The sequence below is a fragment of the Bacillus sp. NMCN1 genome, from assembly GCF_002998085.1.
Lineage (GTDB): Bacteria > Bacillota > Bacilli > Bacillales > Bacillaceae > Bacillus.
Map to the genome: position 1 here is coordinate 1,788,697 of NZ_PVQL01000001.1, position 16,669 is coordinate 1,805,365.

16 protein-coding genes and 2 pseudogenes are annotated in these 16,669 nt (G+C 41.0%); 8 read left to right on the top strand and 10 right to left on the bottom strand.

What is annotated here, in order from left to right; all coding sequences use genetic code 11:
* The first annotated feature begins 12 nt into the window (after positions 1-12).
* Together C6W21_RS09410 and C6W21_RS09415 are read left to right on the top strand one after the other, a co-directional pair.
* Positions 13-1,311 carry an NCS2 family permease gene (locus tag C6W21_RS09410; RefSeq protein WP_060597038.1) on the top strand — a complete coding sequence of 433 codons (1,299 nt, stop codon included), beginning with the start codon at positions 13-15 and terminating at the stop codon, positions 1,309-1,311.
* 371 nt (positions 1,312-1,682) lie between these two features.
* On the top strand, positions 1,683-1,904 hold the full coding sequence (locus C6W21_RS09415; RefSeq protein ID WP_008356419.1) for a DeoR family transcriptional regulator: 222 nt from the start codon (positions 1,683-1,685) through the stop codon (positions 1,902-1,904).
* Positions 1,905-1,967: 63 nt separating this feature from the next.
* On the opposite strand, the gene C6W21_RS09420 is transcribed toward C6W21_RS09415, so the two are convergent.
* Complete coding sequence (locus C6W21_RS09420) at positions 1,968-2,690, bottom strand: pseudouridine synthase (RefSeq protein ID WP_106056175.1); 723 nt, start codon at positions 2,688-2,690, stop codon at positions 1,968-1,970.
* A gap of 16 nt (positions 2,691-2,706) precedes the next feature.
* Positions 2,707-4,329 carry a putative polysaccharide biosynthesis protein gene (locus tag C6W21_RS09425; RefSeq protein ID WP_106056177.1) on the bottom strand — a complete coding sequence of 541 codons (1,623 nt, stop codon included), beginning with the start codon at positions 4,327-4,329 and terminating at the stop codon, positions 2,707-2,709.
* Positions 4,330-4,504: 175 nt separating this feature from the next.
* Here C6W21_RS09425 and C6W21_RS09430 point away from each other — a divergent pair, with 175 nt between their 5' ends.
* The 5 genes and pseudogenes from C6W21_RS09430 (at position 4,505) to C6W21_RS19450 (ending at position 8,267) form a co-directional block, all read left to right on the top strand.
* On the top strand, positions 4,505-5,776 hold the full coding sequence (locus C6W21_RS09430; protein WP_106050116.1) for a BaiN/RdsA family NAD(P)/FAD-dependent oxidoreductase: 1,272 nt from the start codon (positions 4,505-4,507) through the stop codon (positions 5,774-5,776).
* A complete protein-coding gene (locus tag C6W21_RS09435; RefSeq protein ID WP_106050117.1) occupies positions 5,773-5,970 on the top strand; it encodes a hypothetical protein in 198 nt (65 codons plus the stop codon). Before C6W21_RS09430 ends, C6W21_RS09435 begins: the two co-directional genes overlap by 4 nt.
* A gap of 140 nt (positions 5,971-6,110) precedes the next feature.
* Positions 6,111-7,643 (top strand): glycine betaine transporter OpuD, encoded by a 1,533-nt coding sequence (opuD, locus tag C6W21_RS09440; protein ID WP_106050118.1) that lies wholly within the window; start codon positions 6,111-6,113, stop codon positions 7,641-7,643.
* Between the two features lie 122 nt (positions 7,644-7,765).
* Positions 7,766-8,092, top strand: a pseudogene (locus C6W21_RS09445) (CbrC family protein); the annotation flags it as partial.
* A 109-nt stretch (positions 8,093-8,201) separates the two neighbouring features.
* Positions 8,202-8,267: a hypothetical protein gene (locus C6W21_RS19450; RefSeq protein WP_411266028.1), complete on the top strand. Its 66-nt coding sequence runs from the start codon at positions 8,202-8,204 to the stop codon at positions 8,265-8,267.
* A 44-nt stretch (positions 8,268-8,311) separates the two neighbouring features.
* Here the strand turns inward: C6W21_RS19450 and C6W21_RS09450 are convergent, their stop codons facing one another.
* The 7 genes from C6W21_RS09450 to C6W21_RS09480 all read right to left on the bottom strand — a co-directional run bounded on the left by C6W21_RS09450 (position 8,312) and on the right by C6W21_RS09480 (position 13,591).
* Positions 8,312-8,494 (bottom strand): sporulation protein Cse60, encoded by a 183-nt coding sequence (locus C6W21_RS09450; protein ID WP_003217582.1) that lies wholly within the window; start codon positions 8,492-8,494, stop codon positions 8,312-8,314.
* Positions 8,495-8,593: 99 nt separating this feature from the next.
* Positions 8,594-8,905, bottom strand: a complete 312-nt coding sequence (locus C6W21_RS09455) for a rhodanese-like domain-containing protein (protein WP_106050120.1) — start codon at positions 8,903-8,905, stop codon at positions 8,594-8,596.
* A gap of 52 nt (positions 8,906-8,957) precedes the next feature.
* Positions 8,958-9,641 (bottom strand): YesL family protein, encoded by a 684-nt coding sequence (locus tag C6W21_RS09460; RefSeq protein WP_106056179.1) that lies wholly within the window; start codon positions 9,639-9,641, stop codon positions 8,958-8,960.
* 22 nt (positions 9,642-9,663) lie between these two features.
* A complete protein-coding gene (locus C6W21_RS09465; RefSeq protein ID WP_106056181.1) occupies positions 9,664-10,956 on the bottom strand; it encodes a Gfo/Idh/MocA family protein in 1,293 nt (430 codons plus the stop codon).
* 17 nt (positions 10,957-10,973) lie between these two features.
* A complete protein-coding gene (locus C6W21_RS09470; RefSeq protein WP_106050123.1) occupies positions 10,974-11,498 on the bottom strand; it encodes a lipoprotein YteS in 525 nt (174 codons plus the stop codon).
* Positions 11,495-12,607, bottom strand: a complete 1,113-nt coding sequence (locus tag C6W21_RS09475) for a glycoside hydrolase family 88/105 protein (RefSeq protein ID WP_106056183.1) — start codon at positions 12,605-12,607, stop codon at positions 11,495-11,497. The genes C6W21_RS09470 and C6W21_RS09475 overlap by 4 nt, the downstream gene beginning before the upstream one ends.
* 18 nt (positions 12,608-12,625) lie before the next feature.
* Positions 12,626-13,591, bottom strand: a complete 966-nt coding sequence (locus tag C6W21_RS09480) for an ABC transporter permease (RefSeq protein ID WP_106050125.1) — start codon at positions 13,589-13,591, stop codon at positions 12,626-12,628.
* 231 nt (positions 13,592-13,822) lie between these two features.
* On the opposite strand from C6W21_RS09480, the gene C6W21_RS09485 reads away from it, so the two are divergent.
* Positions 13,823-16,123 carry a helix-turn-helix domain-containing protein gene (locus C6W21_RS09485; protein ID WP_106056185.1) on the top strand — a complete coding sequence of 767 codons (2,301 nt, stop codon included), beginning with the start codon at positions 13,823-13,825 and terminating at the stop codon, positions 16,121-16,123.
* A gap of 36 nt (positions 16,124-16,159) precedes the next feature.
* Here the strand turns inward: C6W21_RS09485 and C6W21_RS09490 are convergent.
* A pseudogene (locus C6W21_RS09490) lies at positions 16,160-16,533 on the bottom strand (winged helix-turn-helix transcriptional regulator).
* Positions 16,534-16,669 lie beyond the last annotated feature (136 nt).

Genomic DNA, 16,669 nt, shown 5'->3' on the forward strand with positions numbered 1-16,669 from the left:
ATGGAGGATTTTATGTTTCAGTTAAAAGAAAACCAAACCAACATAAAGAAAGAATTAATCGCTGGTATGACGACATTCTTTACCATGGTATATATTGTTGCCGTTAACCCAGGAATTCTTTCAAAAGCAGGCATTCCTTTTGACCAAGTCTTTACTGCAACAATTATCGCTGCTGTCGTCGGTACTCTCTGGATGGCACTATTTGCAAACTATCCGATTGCTATTGCACCAGGCATGGGGCTGAATGTCTATTTCACCTTTACAGTTGTCGGTGGTGGCGGCATCAGCTATCAAACAGCGTTCAGTGCGGTATTTGTTGCTGGTATACTCTTTATTATTTTATCGTTAACATCCCTTAGAAAACAACTGATTCAAGCCATTCCAGATAATTTAAAATACGGCATTACAGCCGGAATCGGGCTTTTCATTGCATTTATTGGTCTCCGTCAGTCAGGGATTATCGCTGCTGACCCGGAAAATCTAGTGAAGCTTGGCAACTTAAGCTCGCCTGTTGTCATTTTAACGCTTGTCGGCTTAATGATCTCTGTTATTTTAATGGTTCTTCAAATAAATGGCGCACTGTTTATCGGCATGTTAGCGACGACACTGATTGCGCTCGTAACAGGCCAGCTTCATTTCCCTAAAATGCTGATGGACATCCCTGCACTACCAGAAGGCATGCTGATTACAAATCCATTCGCTGCCTTTGGCGATGTATTCTCTCATCATTTATATGCTGTCGTCTTCTCCTTCTTACTAGTGACGATTTTTGATACAACGGGCACAATGATCGGAGTGGCTGAACAAGCAGGACTCATGAAAAAAGGCCAGCTGCCAAAGGTACGCAGAGCCCTGCTCGCTGATTCTGCTGCAACGACGATTGGTTCTATGTTTGGAACAAGCCCAACAACAGCTTATATTGAATCATCATCTGGGGTTGCTGCTGGCGGAAGAACTGGACTAACGTCTTTAACGGTCGCTGCACTGTTTATTGTGGCATTGTTTTTCGGCCCGCTCGTTCAAGCCATTTCTTCTTTACCATCCATCACATCACCTGTTCTCATCATTGTCGGGTGCTTGATGATGAACTCAGTGTCACGCATTCGCTGGAACGAGCTAGACGAAGCATTCCCTGCTTTTCTGGTGATCCTTTCCATGCCGTTGACATCTAGTATTTCAACCGGAATTTCACTTGGATTTATTTCATATCCCCTTGTGAAACTGGCAAAAGGGAAATGGAGAGAAGTACATGTACTTGTTCTCATCTTTGCCATTTTATTTTTCATTCAGCTCTTTTTCTTAGAAGGATAACAGAAACAAAAAAGGCACATTCTAACAAGGGATGTGTCTTTTTGAGATCAGTAAATTTTTTATTTTGTAAATTTTCTGTGTTTCATTTTTGGACGTTTGAATGTGACAGCATTCTTCGTACCCCTTACGCCCATTGGGTTGTAACCGAATTCAAAACATGGTATATACCATGTTTTGAATCATGAAGACAAGTTAAATAACATGTAAAGTTGACTTTTTGGTGGAACTAGATGCATAATAACGTGTATAATAGAATAAAACATTAAGAAACACGAACATTTACCATTGTTGCATGTCCTTATTTCGCAGTTTTAGTGTAGTAAGTTGTGGTTAGTCAAGTCCATCCGATCTTATTGATAGGGAGTGGTTTTTTGAAACCTTCAACAAACCGTATGATGACTCGAATTAAATCAGTTTATATGTTCATTCAAGAGAAAGGTCTTGTGACGACACAAGAGCTGGTTGATGAATTCGGGATCACACCTAGAACCATCCAAAGAGACTTAAACGTGCTTGCCTATAACGATCTTGTTCATAGTCCAAGCAGAGGCAAATGGGAAACAACGAGAAAAAAAGTGAAAATATCATCTTAAGCGTATAATGAACTGTCCATATAACAAAAAGAACCGGCGATATGCCGGTTCTTTTCTTTTATTCTACATGTATGGTCGATTGATTAAGCTGTCTAATTCTTCATCCGTCAATTCACGGTACTCTCCAGGCGCTAGATCTTCATCTAAAGAAACAGCCCCCATCGAGAGCCTTTTTAAAAAGATGACTTCATTTCCCACTGCTTGCGCCATCAGCTTCACTTGATGGTACTTTCCTTCAGTAATCGTTAAACGGATGCGTGTATCTTCGTTTTCATTCGCATCTACTTCAACCTTCGCCGGCTTCGTGCGGTAATCATCTAAAATGACAACGCCCTCTTCAAGACGCTTGATGTCTTGATCTCCTAATGGGTATTTCAAATGAACTTTGTACGTTTTTGGCACATGCTTTTTTGGAGAAAGTAATTGATGTGCAAGCTGTCCATCATTTGTGAGGAGGAGAAGACCGACTGTATCCTTATCCAGTCTCCCAACAGGAAATGGCTCCCTTGCGATATCCTCCGGCTCAAGTAAATCGACGACCGTTTCATCCCGCAGATCTTCAGTTGCTGAGATGACTCCATCCGGTTTGTTCATCATTAAGTAAATGAATTCTTTAAACTCTACACGCTCTCCGTGTACGAGCACTTCATCATTCGATGGATCAACATGATCTTTCACCTGCTTCGCCAGTTCTCCATTCACGGTGACTGCCCGTGCCTTGACCAGCTTCTTCACATCTTTTCTTGAACCAAAGCCGCTGCTAGCAAGCAATTTATCAAGCCTCATGAAACTCCACCTCTTCTTAACTCTTTTTTCTTAAAAATTTCGGCATACGGCTGCCGAGTACACGCTCAAGTAATCCTACCTTATAAGACAAGAACAGATACACACCGCCGCCAGTGATCATTGAAATCAAAATGACGATACCCGCTTGTACAATTCCACCTTCATACGAAATCACTTGGCTCACAAGCTGACATGTCACATACGCCACAACAGCCATAATCGCCGTTAAAATACCAATGAGAATAAATCGTTTGAAAATCCTGCGGAACGAATAGCCGGCATGGCGCTTAATCATGATAAACATATACAAGATAGACGCGCTATAACCTAATGCAGTCGCAAGCACAGAACCATTTCCTTGCAGCCAGCTGATTAGCGGAATGTTCAGAACCGTTTTAATGATGATCCCTAACAACAGACTGACGATGGCAAATTTTTGTTTGTTAATTCCCTGCAAAATCGCTGCATTAATGGTGAATAAAGAAAACAATAACGCAACAGGTGCATACCAGAACAAAATTGACATCCCAATCTCAGGATGAACAGACGGATAGAAAAACCAATAAACCGGTCCAGCCAATGCCGAGATACCAATTGAAGCAGGCAGTACGAAAAATAGAACACCTTGCATCGTCTGGTCAATTTGTCTATTCAATAATTTGAAATTTCGTGATGTAAAAGATTCTGTAATAGTTGGAATTAATGTTAAACCAAATGCTGTCGCTAATGATACTGGAATCATGACAAGCTTAGGTAAATATAAAGTAACTATAGAAAGCACTGCAGTACTTATATCTTTAAAACCAGCATTAATCATTGCTTTATTAATTGTATTGGTATCAATGTATGAGTATAGAGGTATAGCTAATCCAACAAAAACATATGGACCAGCATAACTAAATAGCTCAATAAAGATTTTTTTATATGAAAGACCTAAATTGGGTCCCGAATTAGGCTGCATTGCAAGTAATTTATCTTTACGTTTAATCCAGTATACATATAATGTGAATAAACCCCCAAAAGAACCAATTAGAGCAGCAAAAGTAGCATATCCTACTGCGATGACAAGACCTCCATTAAGTACCTTTAAAATGACATAGGTTGCGGTCAATAAGAAGATAATTCGGACTATCTGTTCAACAACTTGTGAGACTGCTGTCGGCCCCATCATTTGATGCCCTTGGAAAAATCCACGGACAAGGCCCATAATTGGTACTACTAAGAGAGCCAAACTCACCATTCTAATTACATATGTCACTTGTTCAACTGTTAGTCCACCGGTTTCAGAGGATCCTCCAAGCTGTATCTCAGCAAAAATCGGTGCTGATAAATATAAAATACTAAAAGCAACTATACCCGAAACAAGCATAACGGACATACCGGCTCTAAACATTTTTCGCGTTGTCTCAAAGTCACCAATTGCATTATATTTTGATACAAACTTAGATACTGCTGCAGGAAAACCTAAAGTAGCAATACTAATGAAAATTGTAAATTGATTGTATCCATATTGGAATAGCGCTCCACCAGTAGCTCCAACCATTGCGCTAAATGGAATTAAGTAAATCATACCAAGAATTCGAGAGAGATAAGTCCCTATCGTTAAAACCAACGTACCACGAAGCAGTTTATTAGACATGCGCTTAACCACCATTTTTCTAATGAATATTCAACTTAACTATTTTACCACATCATTTCAACGCACAGGTAACAAAACCAATACAGAGGGCACAAAACCAATCAATTCATATTTCAGCCTTCCCCAATCTTCGTTATAATAGAGGAATGACTGAAAGTAGAAAGAGGAATGTAACATGAAACATTATGATGTCATTGTCATTGGCGGTGGACCTTCTGGCCTGATGGCCGCGATTGCATCAGCAGAGCACGGTGCAACTGTTCTGTTAATTGACAAAGGTAACAAACTTGGCAGAAAGCTTGCCATTTCTGGCGGTGGACGCTGTAACGTCACCAATCGCCTTCCAGTAGAAGAAATTATCAAGCATATTCCCGGAAACGGCCGTTTTTTATATAGTGCATTTTCTGAGTTCAATAACGAGGATATTATTTCGTTTTTTGAAAACCTCGGCATCGAACTTAAAGAAGAAGACCATGGACGTATGTTCCCTGTCTCAAACAAAGCACAATCTGTTGTGGATGCCCTTTTAAACAGGCTCCGCAACCTCAATGTCACCATTCGAACGAATGAAAAGATTAAAACAGTTCTGTATCAAGACGGACAAGCAGCTGGAATTGTTACAAATAATGATGAAAAAATTTCAAGTAACGCCGTTGTCATTGCTGTTGGCGGAAAAAGTGTGCCGCATACTGGTTCTACTGGTGACGGCTATGCATGGGCAGAAGCCGCTGGTCATACGATTACAGAGCTCTTCCCAACAGAAGTACCAGTCACATCAGATGAGCGCTTTATTAAAGAAAAAGTGCTCCAAGGCCTTTCTTTAAGAAGTGTGGCTGTCAGTGTTTTAAATAAAAAGGGGAAACCCGTCATCACACATGTCATGGATATGATCTTTACACACTTTGGCTTATCCGGCCCTGCTGTTCTTAGATGCAGCGGATTTGTTGTGAAAGAATTGAAAAAGCAGCAGGTCGTCCGTCTGCAAATAGACTTATATCCGAAGTTTAATGACGAGGATCTGTTCCAAAAGCTTCATCGAGACCTAAAAGATGAACCAAAAAAAGCCATTAAAAATGTCCTGAAGTCTTGGATGCAAGAACGCTATTTATTGTTTCTGTTAGAACGGAACGGCATAGATCCTCAAGACACATTTTCTGGTCTTGCTAAAGATAAACTGCGCGCATTCGCCCATGATTGCAAACATTTTATCGTTCATGCGAACGGCACTCTTTCCTTGGACAAAGCGTTTGTCACAGGAGGTGGCGTTTCTGTGAAAGAAATTGAACCGAAGAAAATGGCGTCTAAAAAAATGCCTGGTCTTTATTTCTGCGGAGAAATTTTAGACATTCACGGTTATACAGGCGGATACAATATTACGTCAGCACTTGTGACAGGCAGGCTTGCCGGTATGAATGCTGCACTCGAAGCAAAGGAGAGATTTTCATGATGAGACGTGCACTTCCGATTATACTAGCGGTTGTGATTAGTTTGACAGCCGCTGTTTTCTTGAAGCTGTCCATTACCCCGTTAAAAGTCGCCATTGTTTTGGTGTTTACCATCTTCGCTGTTTGTTTAAAAGAATACGTCTACCGTCTTCGTAAACGAATTGAAGAAAAATCATCTTCACATATCGATGGTTGATAAATGGAAGGAAAACATGTTAGGGTAAAGTAGAGGTCGAGTGAGAAGCTCGACTCTTTTTGTTTGAAAATAGTTGAGATAGGGGATATTAAACAAAATCCTCTGCTTAAACGTGTAGAACAACAGGAGAGTGAGATGGTGTGAAAAACGTATCAAGTGTATTTTGGATCGTGATCGCGATCACATTTGTTGCAGTAATGTGGGGAGCCTTTTCTCCAGAAACACTGCAAACTGTCACAGATCAGATTCAAACATACATTACAAACGACTTCGGCTGGTATTATTTGATAGTGATTTCACTACTTGTCGGCTTTTGTATATTCTTTATTTTTAGTCCAATCGGAAAAATTACGTTAGGAAAACCAGGTGAAGAGCCTGAATTCGGGCTTTTTTCTTGGTTTGCGATGCTATTTAGTGCCGGTATGGGGATTGGGCTTGTTTTTTATGGGGCCGCTGAACCGATCAGTCACTATGCGATTCAATCACCAACAGGTGAGACTGAATCCGCACAAGCCTTCCGCGATTCCCTTCGTTATACCTTTTTCCACTGGGGACTTCATGCATGGGCCATTTATGCGATTGTCGCACTTTGCATCGCCTACTTTAAATTTAGAAAAGATGCGCCTGGATTAATTAGCTCCACTTTATACCCAGTATTCGGAAATAAAATTCATGGATGGATTGGAAAAACGATTGATTGTATCGCAGTATTTGCAACAGTAGTTGGCGTAGCCACAAGCTTAGGACTAGGTGCCGCACAAATTAATGGAGGATTAACCTATTTATTTGGCATTCCAAATAACTTCCTGACTCAACTTGCCATTATTACAATTGTCACGGTTATGTTCCTCATCTCTTCATGGAGCGGAATTGGTAAAGGGATTAAATATTTAAGTAATTCTAATATGATATTTGCTGCTTTACTCATGATCTTTCTACTCTTTGCTGGACCAACTGTTTTTATTTTAAATTCATTTACAGATTCGATCGGACAATACTTATCGAATATTGTGCAAATGAGCTTTAGATTATCACCAAATGATCCAGAAAAGAGAGAATGGATTAATGGATGGACAATCTTCTATTGGGCATGGTGGATCTCTTGGTCTCCGTTCGTTGGCATTTTTATTGCGAGAGTTTCACGCGGAAGAACCATTCGAGAGTTTTTAATTGGTGTCTTAGTGGCTCCTTCAATCCTCGTTTTCCTATGGTTCTCTATCTTTGGAGTCTCTGCTATGGACTTACAACAAAAAAATATTATTGATGTAGCTGGGATGCCGACTGAAACGATGCTGTTTGGTGTATTAAATCAATACCCACTTGCCATGATTACATCGATTTTGGCACTTATTTTAATAGCTGTATTCTTTATCACATCAGCAGATTCAGCCACATTTGTTCTGGGAATGCAGACAACCTATGGCTCATTAAATCCTGCAAATAGTGTAAAGATTAGCTGGGGCATCATCCAATCAGCTGTTGCGGCAGTACTATTATTTTCAGGCGGACTTCAAGCCTTGCAAAATACAGCAAAACTCGCCGCCTTGCCTTTCTCCGTTGTCATCATATTGATGGTTGTGTCACTGTATAAATCTTTAAATGATGAACGAAGAGCAATCAAACAAGCCAACAAAGTCAATAAACCAAGAAGTCCAAGAGTAAAAAAAGCATAGACGTAATAGGAAAAGCCGTTCCTCAGCCGAACGGCTTTTTTCTATACAAACTATTTAAGATGGTCATGCTCTCCCACATTCCTATAAAATAGTAATAAGTGATTGACAACATGGAGGCTTATATGACGTTACCTACATTCAAGTACAACCCAGATCCAGTTTCGTTAAATGTGATCAAAAAAGAGCCTACGACATGTCCTGTTTGTGAAAAAGAAAGAGATTACGTGTATCATGGTCCATTTTATACTGTTGAAGATGTGGAAGGAATTTGCCCTTGGTGTATTAAAGATGGCTCAGCCGCTAAAAAATACGATGGCATCTTTCAAGACGATATAAGTTGTGATGACGTTGACCAAGAGGAATATATAGATGAACTGATCTTTAGAACGCCAGGTTATCGCGGCTGGCAGCAGGAATATTGGTTAAGCCATTGCGGAGATTTTTGTGCAATCGTCCAGTATGTCGGATGGAAAGAGATAGAACATTTAGAGGAAGAGCTCACAGAAGATATCGAAGACATTTGCAGCGGCGGAACAATGGCTCGTCAACGGTGGAGACTTGCAGGGCTACCTCTTTCAATGTGTTCACTGCAAAAAGCATCGTTTATATATTGACGCTAGTTAAACAAAGAAAAAGGACCCTTCAAACAGGTCCTTTTTTGATACCATCTATTTTTTATATAAAATGAGTGCAGAAAAACAGTAGAGCTGTTCTCCTCCCTGCTCACAGATCACCGCTACATTGTACTTGATGTCAATGATTTGGTCGTCATCCATTCCTTTTAAAAAAAGATTGATTTCGCTCTGCAAATCTTTTTCGTGTTCTTCATCAAATACAGCTACCTTTAGCACATATGCCACTCTCCCTTCTCTCGCTACTCTATCTTTATGCACATCAGGGCGGGCATATGAACAAAAAAGCCTTTCATCTCATTGATGAAAGGACTTCTTTTACAGCTTCGGTTTTGTTTCTCCTGTCCAAGCAAGCATCCCGCCAATGACATTGGTCGCTTGATAACCTTGGTCTTCTAGGAAATAGCAGACATTTTCACTACGTTTACCGGAGCGGCAAATAATGTAATATTCCTGCGTTTGATCGAATGCATCCAGTTTCTCGGGGATATCTCCCATTCGAATGTGGACAGCTTCTGGAATCATTCCTTCTGCTACTTCCTCGTTTTCACGCACATCAACAAGCTGAATGGCTTCTTCTTGCTCTAGCTTTTGTTTTAATTCTTCTATTGAGATTTCTTTTACTGACATGGCTCATCTCTCCTTTTAATCACGGTGACACCATTATAGCAAATGATTCATATCACTGTGTATTCACCCGCTTCGATTGAAGGAAAGACGGCAGACGTTTCTTTACTTCGGCTGTCTGCTGCTCACTTTCACACTCTACCTTTTTAAATACTTGATAGGCCAGCCACATGTGGCCATAGGCGAGTATACTCACACTAAAGAACGGCACGATTCCCGGCAAATAAGCAAAGAGAACAAACAGCAGAGCCGAGAAAACGATCATACAGAGTGTATATTGCAAATATGAGATACCAAGCAAAAGAGAGAATTTCAGATAGAGTCGTTTTTTCCAATCATAATGAGCCAGCAGCGGAAAAATATAAAACAAGCTCACAACAAATAGAAAACCAAAGATATAAATGGCAAAACGAAGCACATGCAAAAACCAGCTCGCTGGATAAATATACGCAAGGTCTACATATATAATCGTCCCTATGATAAATAGTGTCACTCCAATCAAGTTAGAGCGTACAAACTCCTCACGGTACACCTTCCAAAAAGTGCGGAAAACGCTGACTTGCTCATTCCCTTGTATCCACTTTCTCATCACCGAAAATAACGCAGTGGTCGCAGGCATCAATCCAAAGATCCCAAGCCCCAGCATTGTGAACAGCAGCCACAGCAAATTCGTATAGGCGAGTCTCATCACCCACTCACACATTCGAAGCATTCTGCTCATTGAACCATCATGATCCATCTCTTTCCCCCTCCTCTCTTTCTTATGACACCGTCTCTTTTTGAAACAATTCATCTATTTCGATTGGGCGATTCTCTGCAACAGACCGCCACATGCCTTCCCCAAGTGCAATCGAATAAGCACCAGCCTCTGCTCCTGCTGATATGTCATAGTGAATTAAAGGATCTTTCCCTATAAACAAATCGGCCAGAAGCAGAGGATCTCCGCCGCCATGTCCTCCTGGCTGTTTCACGACTTCAATTGTCTCTTTTGCCCCAAACATCGGATAATAAGAAATCGTCTGTTCTGGGAATTGAAAAGGAATTCTTGATGGCACATGAAACTCATTTGTTTCAATACGTCCCTTTGTCCCATTAATGGCAAGCCGGTATCCTTCATATGGCGCTGAGAATTGAATTGAATAGCTAAGCAGAGCCCCTTGGTCATATGCCACTGATGCCACATATGTATCCTCAATGTCAATTTCCTGATCAAAAATACAGGCGTCTGGGCGATAATTTGAGTACTGCTGCGTTTGCTCCTTACCGGATTCTATATGGTCGTCCTCAACCTTTGAGCGTTCTACCCGCGGATTCCACCTTGCTTCATAATGACAGGTATCCTTCACATGACATGTTCCGCAATACCTATTTTCTCCCCCCTGCAAGGGATTCCAAGGACTTTCATTTCCGTAATAGTTCAGCGCCCCATAGGCAAATACTTGCTTTGGCTTTTGATTGATCCACCAATTGACCAAATCGAAATGATGCGTCGATTTATGAATGGATAGTCCGCCAGAGAATTGCCGCGTTCTGTTCCACCTTTTGAAGTAACTAGCGCCATGATACGTATCAATGAGCCAGCTCAGTTCAACAGATGTGACCCTTCCAATCTTTCCTTCTAAAATAAGCTCTTTGACCTTTCGATGAAATGGATTGTAGCGATAATTGAAAGTGACTGTGACATTCCCTTTACTTTCCTTTTCTTTTTCCATCACTTTTTTGGCGTCTTTTGCTGTTGTGACCATTGGCTTTTCAGTGATGACATCGAGATCATGGTCAAGTGCCTGCAAGATATACGTGACATGTGTGTCATCCCGGCCTGCCACAATGACGATATCTGGCTTTGCTTCCTTCACCATTTGATCAAATGCCTCTTCATGAAAAAACAAGACGCCCCGCAGTGATGGAAATCGCTGCTGACAAAGTGTATACCGATGATGATCTATATCTAGGAGCCCTGTAATCTTGTAATGCTCATTGAAATCCTCTGTGAGCGGTTTAATAAACATATTGAACGCACGATGACTGAGTCCGCAAACCACGACCCGTTTCACAGTCCCCACCCCTTTTTCTATCGATTTTCACGAAGTTGTTTCATGAGAGACAGCGCCTCTTTGGACTTGTCAGCATACACGGGAATAAAAGCGACCATATCTCGGTGTAATCGAAAGGTATAGCCGTTTAGCTTTTTCGTGCCTTTATTGACTTGAACCGCATAATCGACCGTTTTCCCTGTCTTTTTGTCCTCGACCGTATATGGCCCTGCCGCTTGATCATCTACGCCCATTTCTTCAAGTAGCTGAAAGCTTTCAGGATCATCATAAGTTCTAAACATTTCTTCCGGGACAAGCATGATGTCCCCCTCTTTTGCGGTAATTTCAACAAGAAGCTTTTCAGGAATCGCCGGAAAGATGTGGACGCTATAAGTTTCATGTTCCGTCTGAAAAGCCTTCTCGACTAATTGATCCTTCATTCCCTTTGACATGTCAGAAAAAATCAGGACATCGATTCCGTTTGTTTTCCCCTGACAGGCTGACAAACAAAAGGCAGCGACGAAGCTGATGAGCCATGCCGCAGCCCTTTTTTGCCTCTTCATGCCTTTTGAAAAACAGACAGCTTCTCTAGCTCAGTTAACGCCATAATAAAAGCGCCTGCCCCGTGCAAGTCATTTGTGCTTCGCTCTCTCCCAACGTAGTAATCATAAAATCCAGCAGATGTTCCGATACAAATATCATTGATGGTAAAATCACCGTTTTCTTTCTCAGCCGTCTTATGCTGAATTAAGCCCTGATATGCTTTCACCACATGATCAACATAGCGGAGGCTGACATACCCTTCATTCATGGCTTTTGCCATGGCGTACATGAATAAACACGATCCTGAGCTTTCAAGCCAATTGTCGCTATGAGTACCTTTATCAATGATTTGATGCCAGAGACCTGTGTCTTTATCCTGGTACTTGGCTACACTTTCCAGCATGTCTGTCAGCGTTTTCTTCCAAATCTTTCGTCCCTCATGCTCTTCTGGCAGATCCTCGATCATATCTGCTAATGCAAGGACATACCAGCCAAACGATCTTGCCCAAAACTCGGGGGAACAGCCGGTCTTTTGATCAGCCCACGGCATCACTTTTCGTTCGTCCCACGCGTGATAATACAGACCTGTTTTTTCATCTTTTGTATGCTTTCTCATGAGATACTCTTGATGGATCACCATATCCACCAGTTCCTCTTCACCTCTCAACTTTGCATACTTTAAGGCAAAAGGTCCTCCCATGTAGAGACCATCCAGCCACATTTGATAGGCATAATTGTCTTTATGCCAAAACCCGCCCTCAGATGTGCGATTTAATGTACGGTAAAGCCCCCGGAGCTTCTCCGCTGCCAGCACATACCGCTTCTCTCCCGTCCGTTCGTAAAGAGGGAATAAAATAAGCCCTGCTTGGATCGCATCAAGCTCATCTCTGCGAAATAATAGGTTTCCATACTCATCAATAAGCGAGTCTGCATAGCTTTTCACATAATCGAAATACGTCTCGTTGCCCGTTGCCTCATATAACTTCATCACACCGCAAAGAAAAACGCCTTGATGATAATGCCATCTTCTAGCTGGAGGCAGCTCAATCGGTGTATGCGCTTTCATAATCGTTTGTGCTAATTTCTCTGCATGCTCAAGTGGTGATCCCTTTTCAGTCGACAATGTCATTCTTCTTCATCTCCCTTTTTAGTAAATACCTTCTTCGCCGAATTTCTTCGCTAAACGGTTCGCCAGCATGACCAAAATAAGTCCAACGGCTGCTTTAAATAGACCAACAGCGGTACTATAGCTGAATTGTCCTTGCTTAAGACCAGCTGTATAAACGTACGTATCAAAGATTTCTGCTACTTCCCGGTTCGTTGCGTTGAGTAATAAGTAAACATGCTCAAACCCAAGCTCTAACGTGTCACCAATTTTCAAAATAAGCAGAACGACAATCACACTTTTAATGGCAGGAAGAGTGATGTGCCACATTTGTCTCAGTCTGCCGGCTCCATCCATTTTCGCTGCTTCATATAGCTGCGGATCTACCGCTGTAATCGCCGCAAGGTAAATGATCGTCGACCAGCCTGCTTCCCGCCAGATCACTTGTAAAATGTACATCGGCCTGAACCATTCCTGACTAAGGAGGAAGTTAATCTTTTCCCCTCCAAAAAAAGCAATCAATTCATTGATTAACCCGCCATCTACTGTTAACAAAACAAAGGATAAGGACACGACAATCACCCATGACATGAAGTGAGGAATGTATATCATCGTCTGGACAAATTTCTTAAACAATGCCAATCTGACCTCGTTTAAAAGCAGGGCCAATAAGATCGGAATTGGAAAGAAAATCACGACATTCATGGCAAATAAAATCAGTGTATTTTTTAATAAGATGAAAAATGTTGGTTCTGTAAACAATCGAATAAAGTGTTTGAACCCAACCCACTCACTGCCAAGAATACCGAGAAACGGCTGGTAATCTTGAAAGGCAATGATAAGTCCCCACATCGGCACATATTTAAAGACAAGAAAATAAATGAGCCCTGGCAAAATCATTACATACAAAAACTTTTGACTAAGCAATTGATTAAGTAAGCGCTTTCTCTTTTCTTTTTTTAAAGCTGCCGCAGGCACACCCTTGGCAGTGACATCCTCTGTTTTCATAGATAAAGCCTCCCCTCATGCTGATGCATGTGTTAACTGTATCTTAAGGATGAAAAATCCGTCTACAATCATATCATCAGATCATATTTACTTAGGGGAAGCTACTCAAAATGTTACATAAAACATAAGAAAATGATCCTAATCACAGAAAATGATTATTGACAAACCTACCAAATTTTTGGATTAATAAATTAAGGGGAAAAGATTGTTCCGTTTGAAATGGGGGGTTTTATGAAAAGAAGGCAGTATAAATTTTATTACAAGCTTGTGACGTTTTTTTTCGTGCTTAGTACGATTCCTGTCATCATTGTCGGTATTTTTTCTTATCAGCATTCGCAAAAAACAGCACTCGAAAATATCTCAAATGAAAAGCTGGACAGCGTCAAACAAACGCAATCCAATATTGAGCATATTTTAAAGACAGTTGATCATTCTCTCACTCACTATGTCAGTTCGCCGCCTCTCCTCCAAACACTGGCAGAGCCTTTAAATCCAGACCAATTCCAGCTTTATAATCAAGTACAGCAGGAACTAAACTACCTGCAAACCTTTGACACCGATCTTTCCAATATTACACTCGTGAGTAAAATGGAAGACTGGTACATGAACAATTCGGGACTTTATCATGTCACAAGCGGAGACCAAGAGAAATCGCTCACCTCTTACCTCAATATTCCGAGTCACTCCAGCTGGGCACTTGAAGAGAATAATCCACTTGTTGCGACAAAAGAAGGAAAGGCCTCCTTTTGCAAGTACAATGTGAACTTAATCAAACAACTCCCTATGAACAGTGTCCAAAAAAAGGGAATTGCTGTCGCCAGCATTCCGAGCTGCACGATTGCTGACAACATGCCTGACTTCTCTCAACCGGACAGTATGTTTGTCATTGATACAAACGGAAAAGTGCTGCTACATAACCGCAAAGAACAAATTGGTGAATCCTTGAAAAATCAAGAGTTCGTCAAGCATGTTCTATCACGTGAAAAACGATCAGGTCAATTTAACATGAAGATTGAGGAACTAAACTATCAAATTACGTATCAAAAATCAGACTATAACGAATGGACGTACCTATCCTTTGTTTCCATTCCAGAACTCAAGGCACAAACGAAATCAATTGGATGGATCACCTTTATTATCTGCTTTATTTTGTTAGCGCTTTCATTACTATTTTCATGGTTTGGGTCCAGACACTTTTATAAACCAATCCGCTTGTTATATGAGTCCTTTGCACGCAATGAATCCTTTTTGCAAAAGCAGCCTTTTCAAAATGAATTTGAGTTGATTGAGTCGAGTATTAAACAAATGAAGGATCAAAACAATGATTTAGAGGAACGTATTGAGCAGCAAGTCACGCACCTCCAACAATACTTTATGGTGCGGCTATTGCTCGGAAAGCTGACAGAAGAAGAGATTAACAACCGGTTCCAAAGTTTAGGATTCCCTCTGGGCTGGTCTCATTTATCCATGCTTGTGACCCAAATCGATACGTTAAAAGGAACACCTTATGAAAAAAAGGATGCTGACTTGCTGTTATTTGCCATCAATGGACTAATCGAGCAGATGATTCCACAAGAGGAGCACCTTCAGCCAACGGTTGTCAATCAGCATCAAACGACGATTATCCTGAATCACTCAAAGTCAGATGAAGAGTTTACTGAATATTTAAACCAATTAGCAGAAACCATTCAGAAGCGCATCGAGGAAGAGCTTGGTTTATCGATCAGCATCGGGATCAGCCGCCAATTTCAGGAGCTCACGATGGCGAAACAGGCTTACATTGAAGGAAAAGAAGCCTTAAAATACAGGCTCAAAGCAGAGAAAAAGTCCATTATCTTATATGAACATATTCAGCAAGGAAAAACGTTTAAAACCCATTTTCCAAAGCAGCTGCAGCATGATTTATTTGATGCGATGAAAGCAGGTGATCAAGGCAAGGCGGATCACTATTTACATGTGCTCCTGCAATCCATTTTCTCTAAAAATGCAGGACCGCATGAATACCATATCGCCCTCGCCCGTTTTTTAAACAATTTGATTGAGCTGATGCATTTGCTTGGCATTGAATTATTTGAGGTCGAAGACAACAAAATGCTGTATGATACGATTTTTGAATTTAAAACCTTTGAAGATACAGAAGCATGGCTGAAACATGAGATCATTCGGCCGATTATTGACCAGCTTGATGCACGTGAGGACTCACAATACAAAAACATCTCAGAGAAAATCATTCATATCATTCATCAAGAATTCGACTCAGATCTCACTTTGGATGAAATCGCCACACGCCTGCATTACAACCCAAATTATTTAAGCAGTATTTTTAGAAAGGAAATGGATATTTCCTTTAGTGAATATCTCTCGTCCTACAGACACCATGTCGCCAAAAACTGGCTCGTGGAAACCGATATGTCCGTCAAAGAAATTTCGGAAAAACTGAAATATAAAAACCCGCAAAACTTCATCCGTTCCTTTAAAAAACTAGAAGGCACGACCCCTGGGAAATACCGCGACCAGAAAAAAGGCATATAAGACTAAAAGTCCCGCTCTCATAGGAAGCGGGACTTTTTATTTAAACTGTTCATTTAAAATGCTGTCTTCCAGCACTGAAAGCGGCTCTCCGTACACACGTTCAATATGAGCTGCTCCCCAATCACATAACGCATTCAAGATTCTTTCGAGCGACTGTCCGTATTCACTTAATTCATATTCCACTTTAGGCGGCACCTGCTCATACACAATCCGGTTAATCACTCCATCACTTTCAAGCTCTCTCAGCTGTTGTGTGAGCATTTTTTGTGTGATGTTTGGCATGAGCCGCTTCAATTCACTCGTGCGTTTTTTTTCCATGTGTTAAATGACATAAAATCACGCACTTCCACTTCCCGCCAATGACCTCAAGGTGTCGCTTTCACTGAGATATTATATTTTTTCTTTTCCATCAAATCCTCACTCCTCTTTGTTCGAACAGGCACTTTTTAGTACCTATATTACAAAAAAGTACGTACTTTTTTTTCGTCATCTATGTTAGATAATAACTCTTGCCGATCGGCTTCGTCTATCAAAATGTCATCACAG

Excerpts from the sequence above, each read along its gene's own strand:
- C6W21_RS09435 (WP_106050117.1), top strand. The coding sequence starts at position 5,773 with ATGATGAGACGTGCACTTCCGATTATACTAGCGGTTGTGATTAGTTTG.
- C6W21_RS09485 (WP_106056185.1), top strand. The coding sequence starts at position 13,823 with ATGAAAAGAAGGCAGTATAAATTTTATTACAAGCTTGTGACGTTTTTT.
- C6W21_RS09470 (WP_106050123.1), bottom strand. The coding sequence starts at position 11,498 with ATGAAGAGGCAAAAAAGGGCTGCGGCATGGCTCATCAGCTTCGTCGCT.
- C6W21_RS09455 (WP_106050120.1), bottom strand. The coding sequence starts at position 8,905 with ATGTCAGTAAAAGAAATCTCAATAGAAGAATTAAAACAAAAGCTAGAG.
- C6W21_RS09430 (WP_106050116.1), top strand. The coding sequence starts at position 4,505 with ATGAAACATTATGATGTCATTGTCATTGGCGGTGGACCTTCTGGCCTG.
- C6W21_RS09420 (WP_106056175.1), bottom strand. The coding sequence starts at position 2,690 with ATGAGGCTTGATAAATTGCTTGCTAGCAGCGGCTTTGGTTCAAGAAAA.
- C6W21_RS09480 (WP_106050125.1), bottom strand. The coding sequence starts at position 13,591 with ATGAAAACAGAGGATGTCACTGCCAAGGGTGTGCCTGCGGCAGCTTTA.
- C6W21_RS09425 (WP_106056177.1), bottom strand. The coding sequence starts at position 4,329 with ATGTCTAATAAACTGCTTCGTGGTACGTTGGTTTTAACGATAGGGACT.
- C6W21_RS09460 (WP_106056179.1), bottom strand. The coding sequence starts at position 9,641 with ATGGATCATGATGGTTCAATGAGCAGAATGCTTCGAATGTGTGAGTGG.
- C6W21_RS09410 (WP_060597038.1), top strand. The coding sequence starts at position 13 with ATGTTTCAGTTAAAAGAAAACCAAACCAACATAAAGAAAGAATTAATC.
- C6W21_RS09475 (WP_106056183.1), bottom strand. The coding sequence starts at position 12,607 with ATGACATTGTCGACTGAAAAGGGATCACCACTTGAGCATGCAGAGAAA.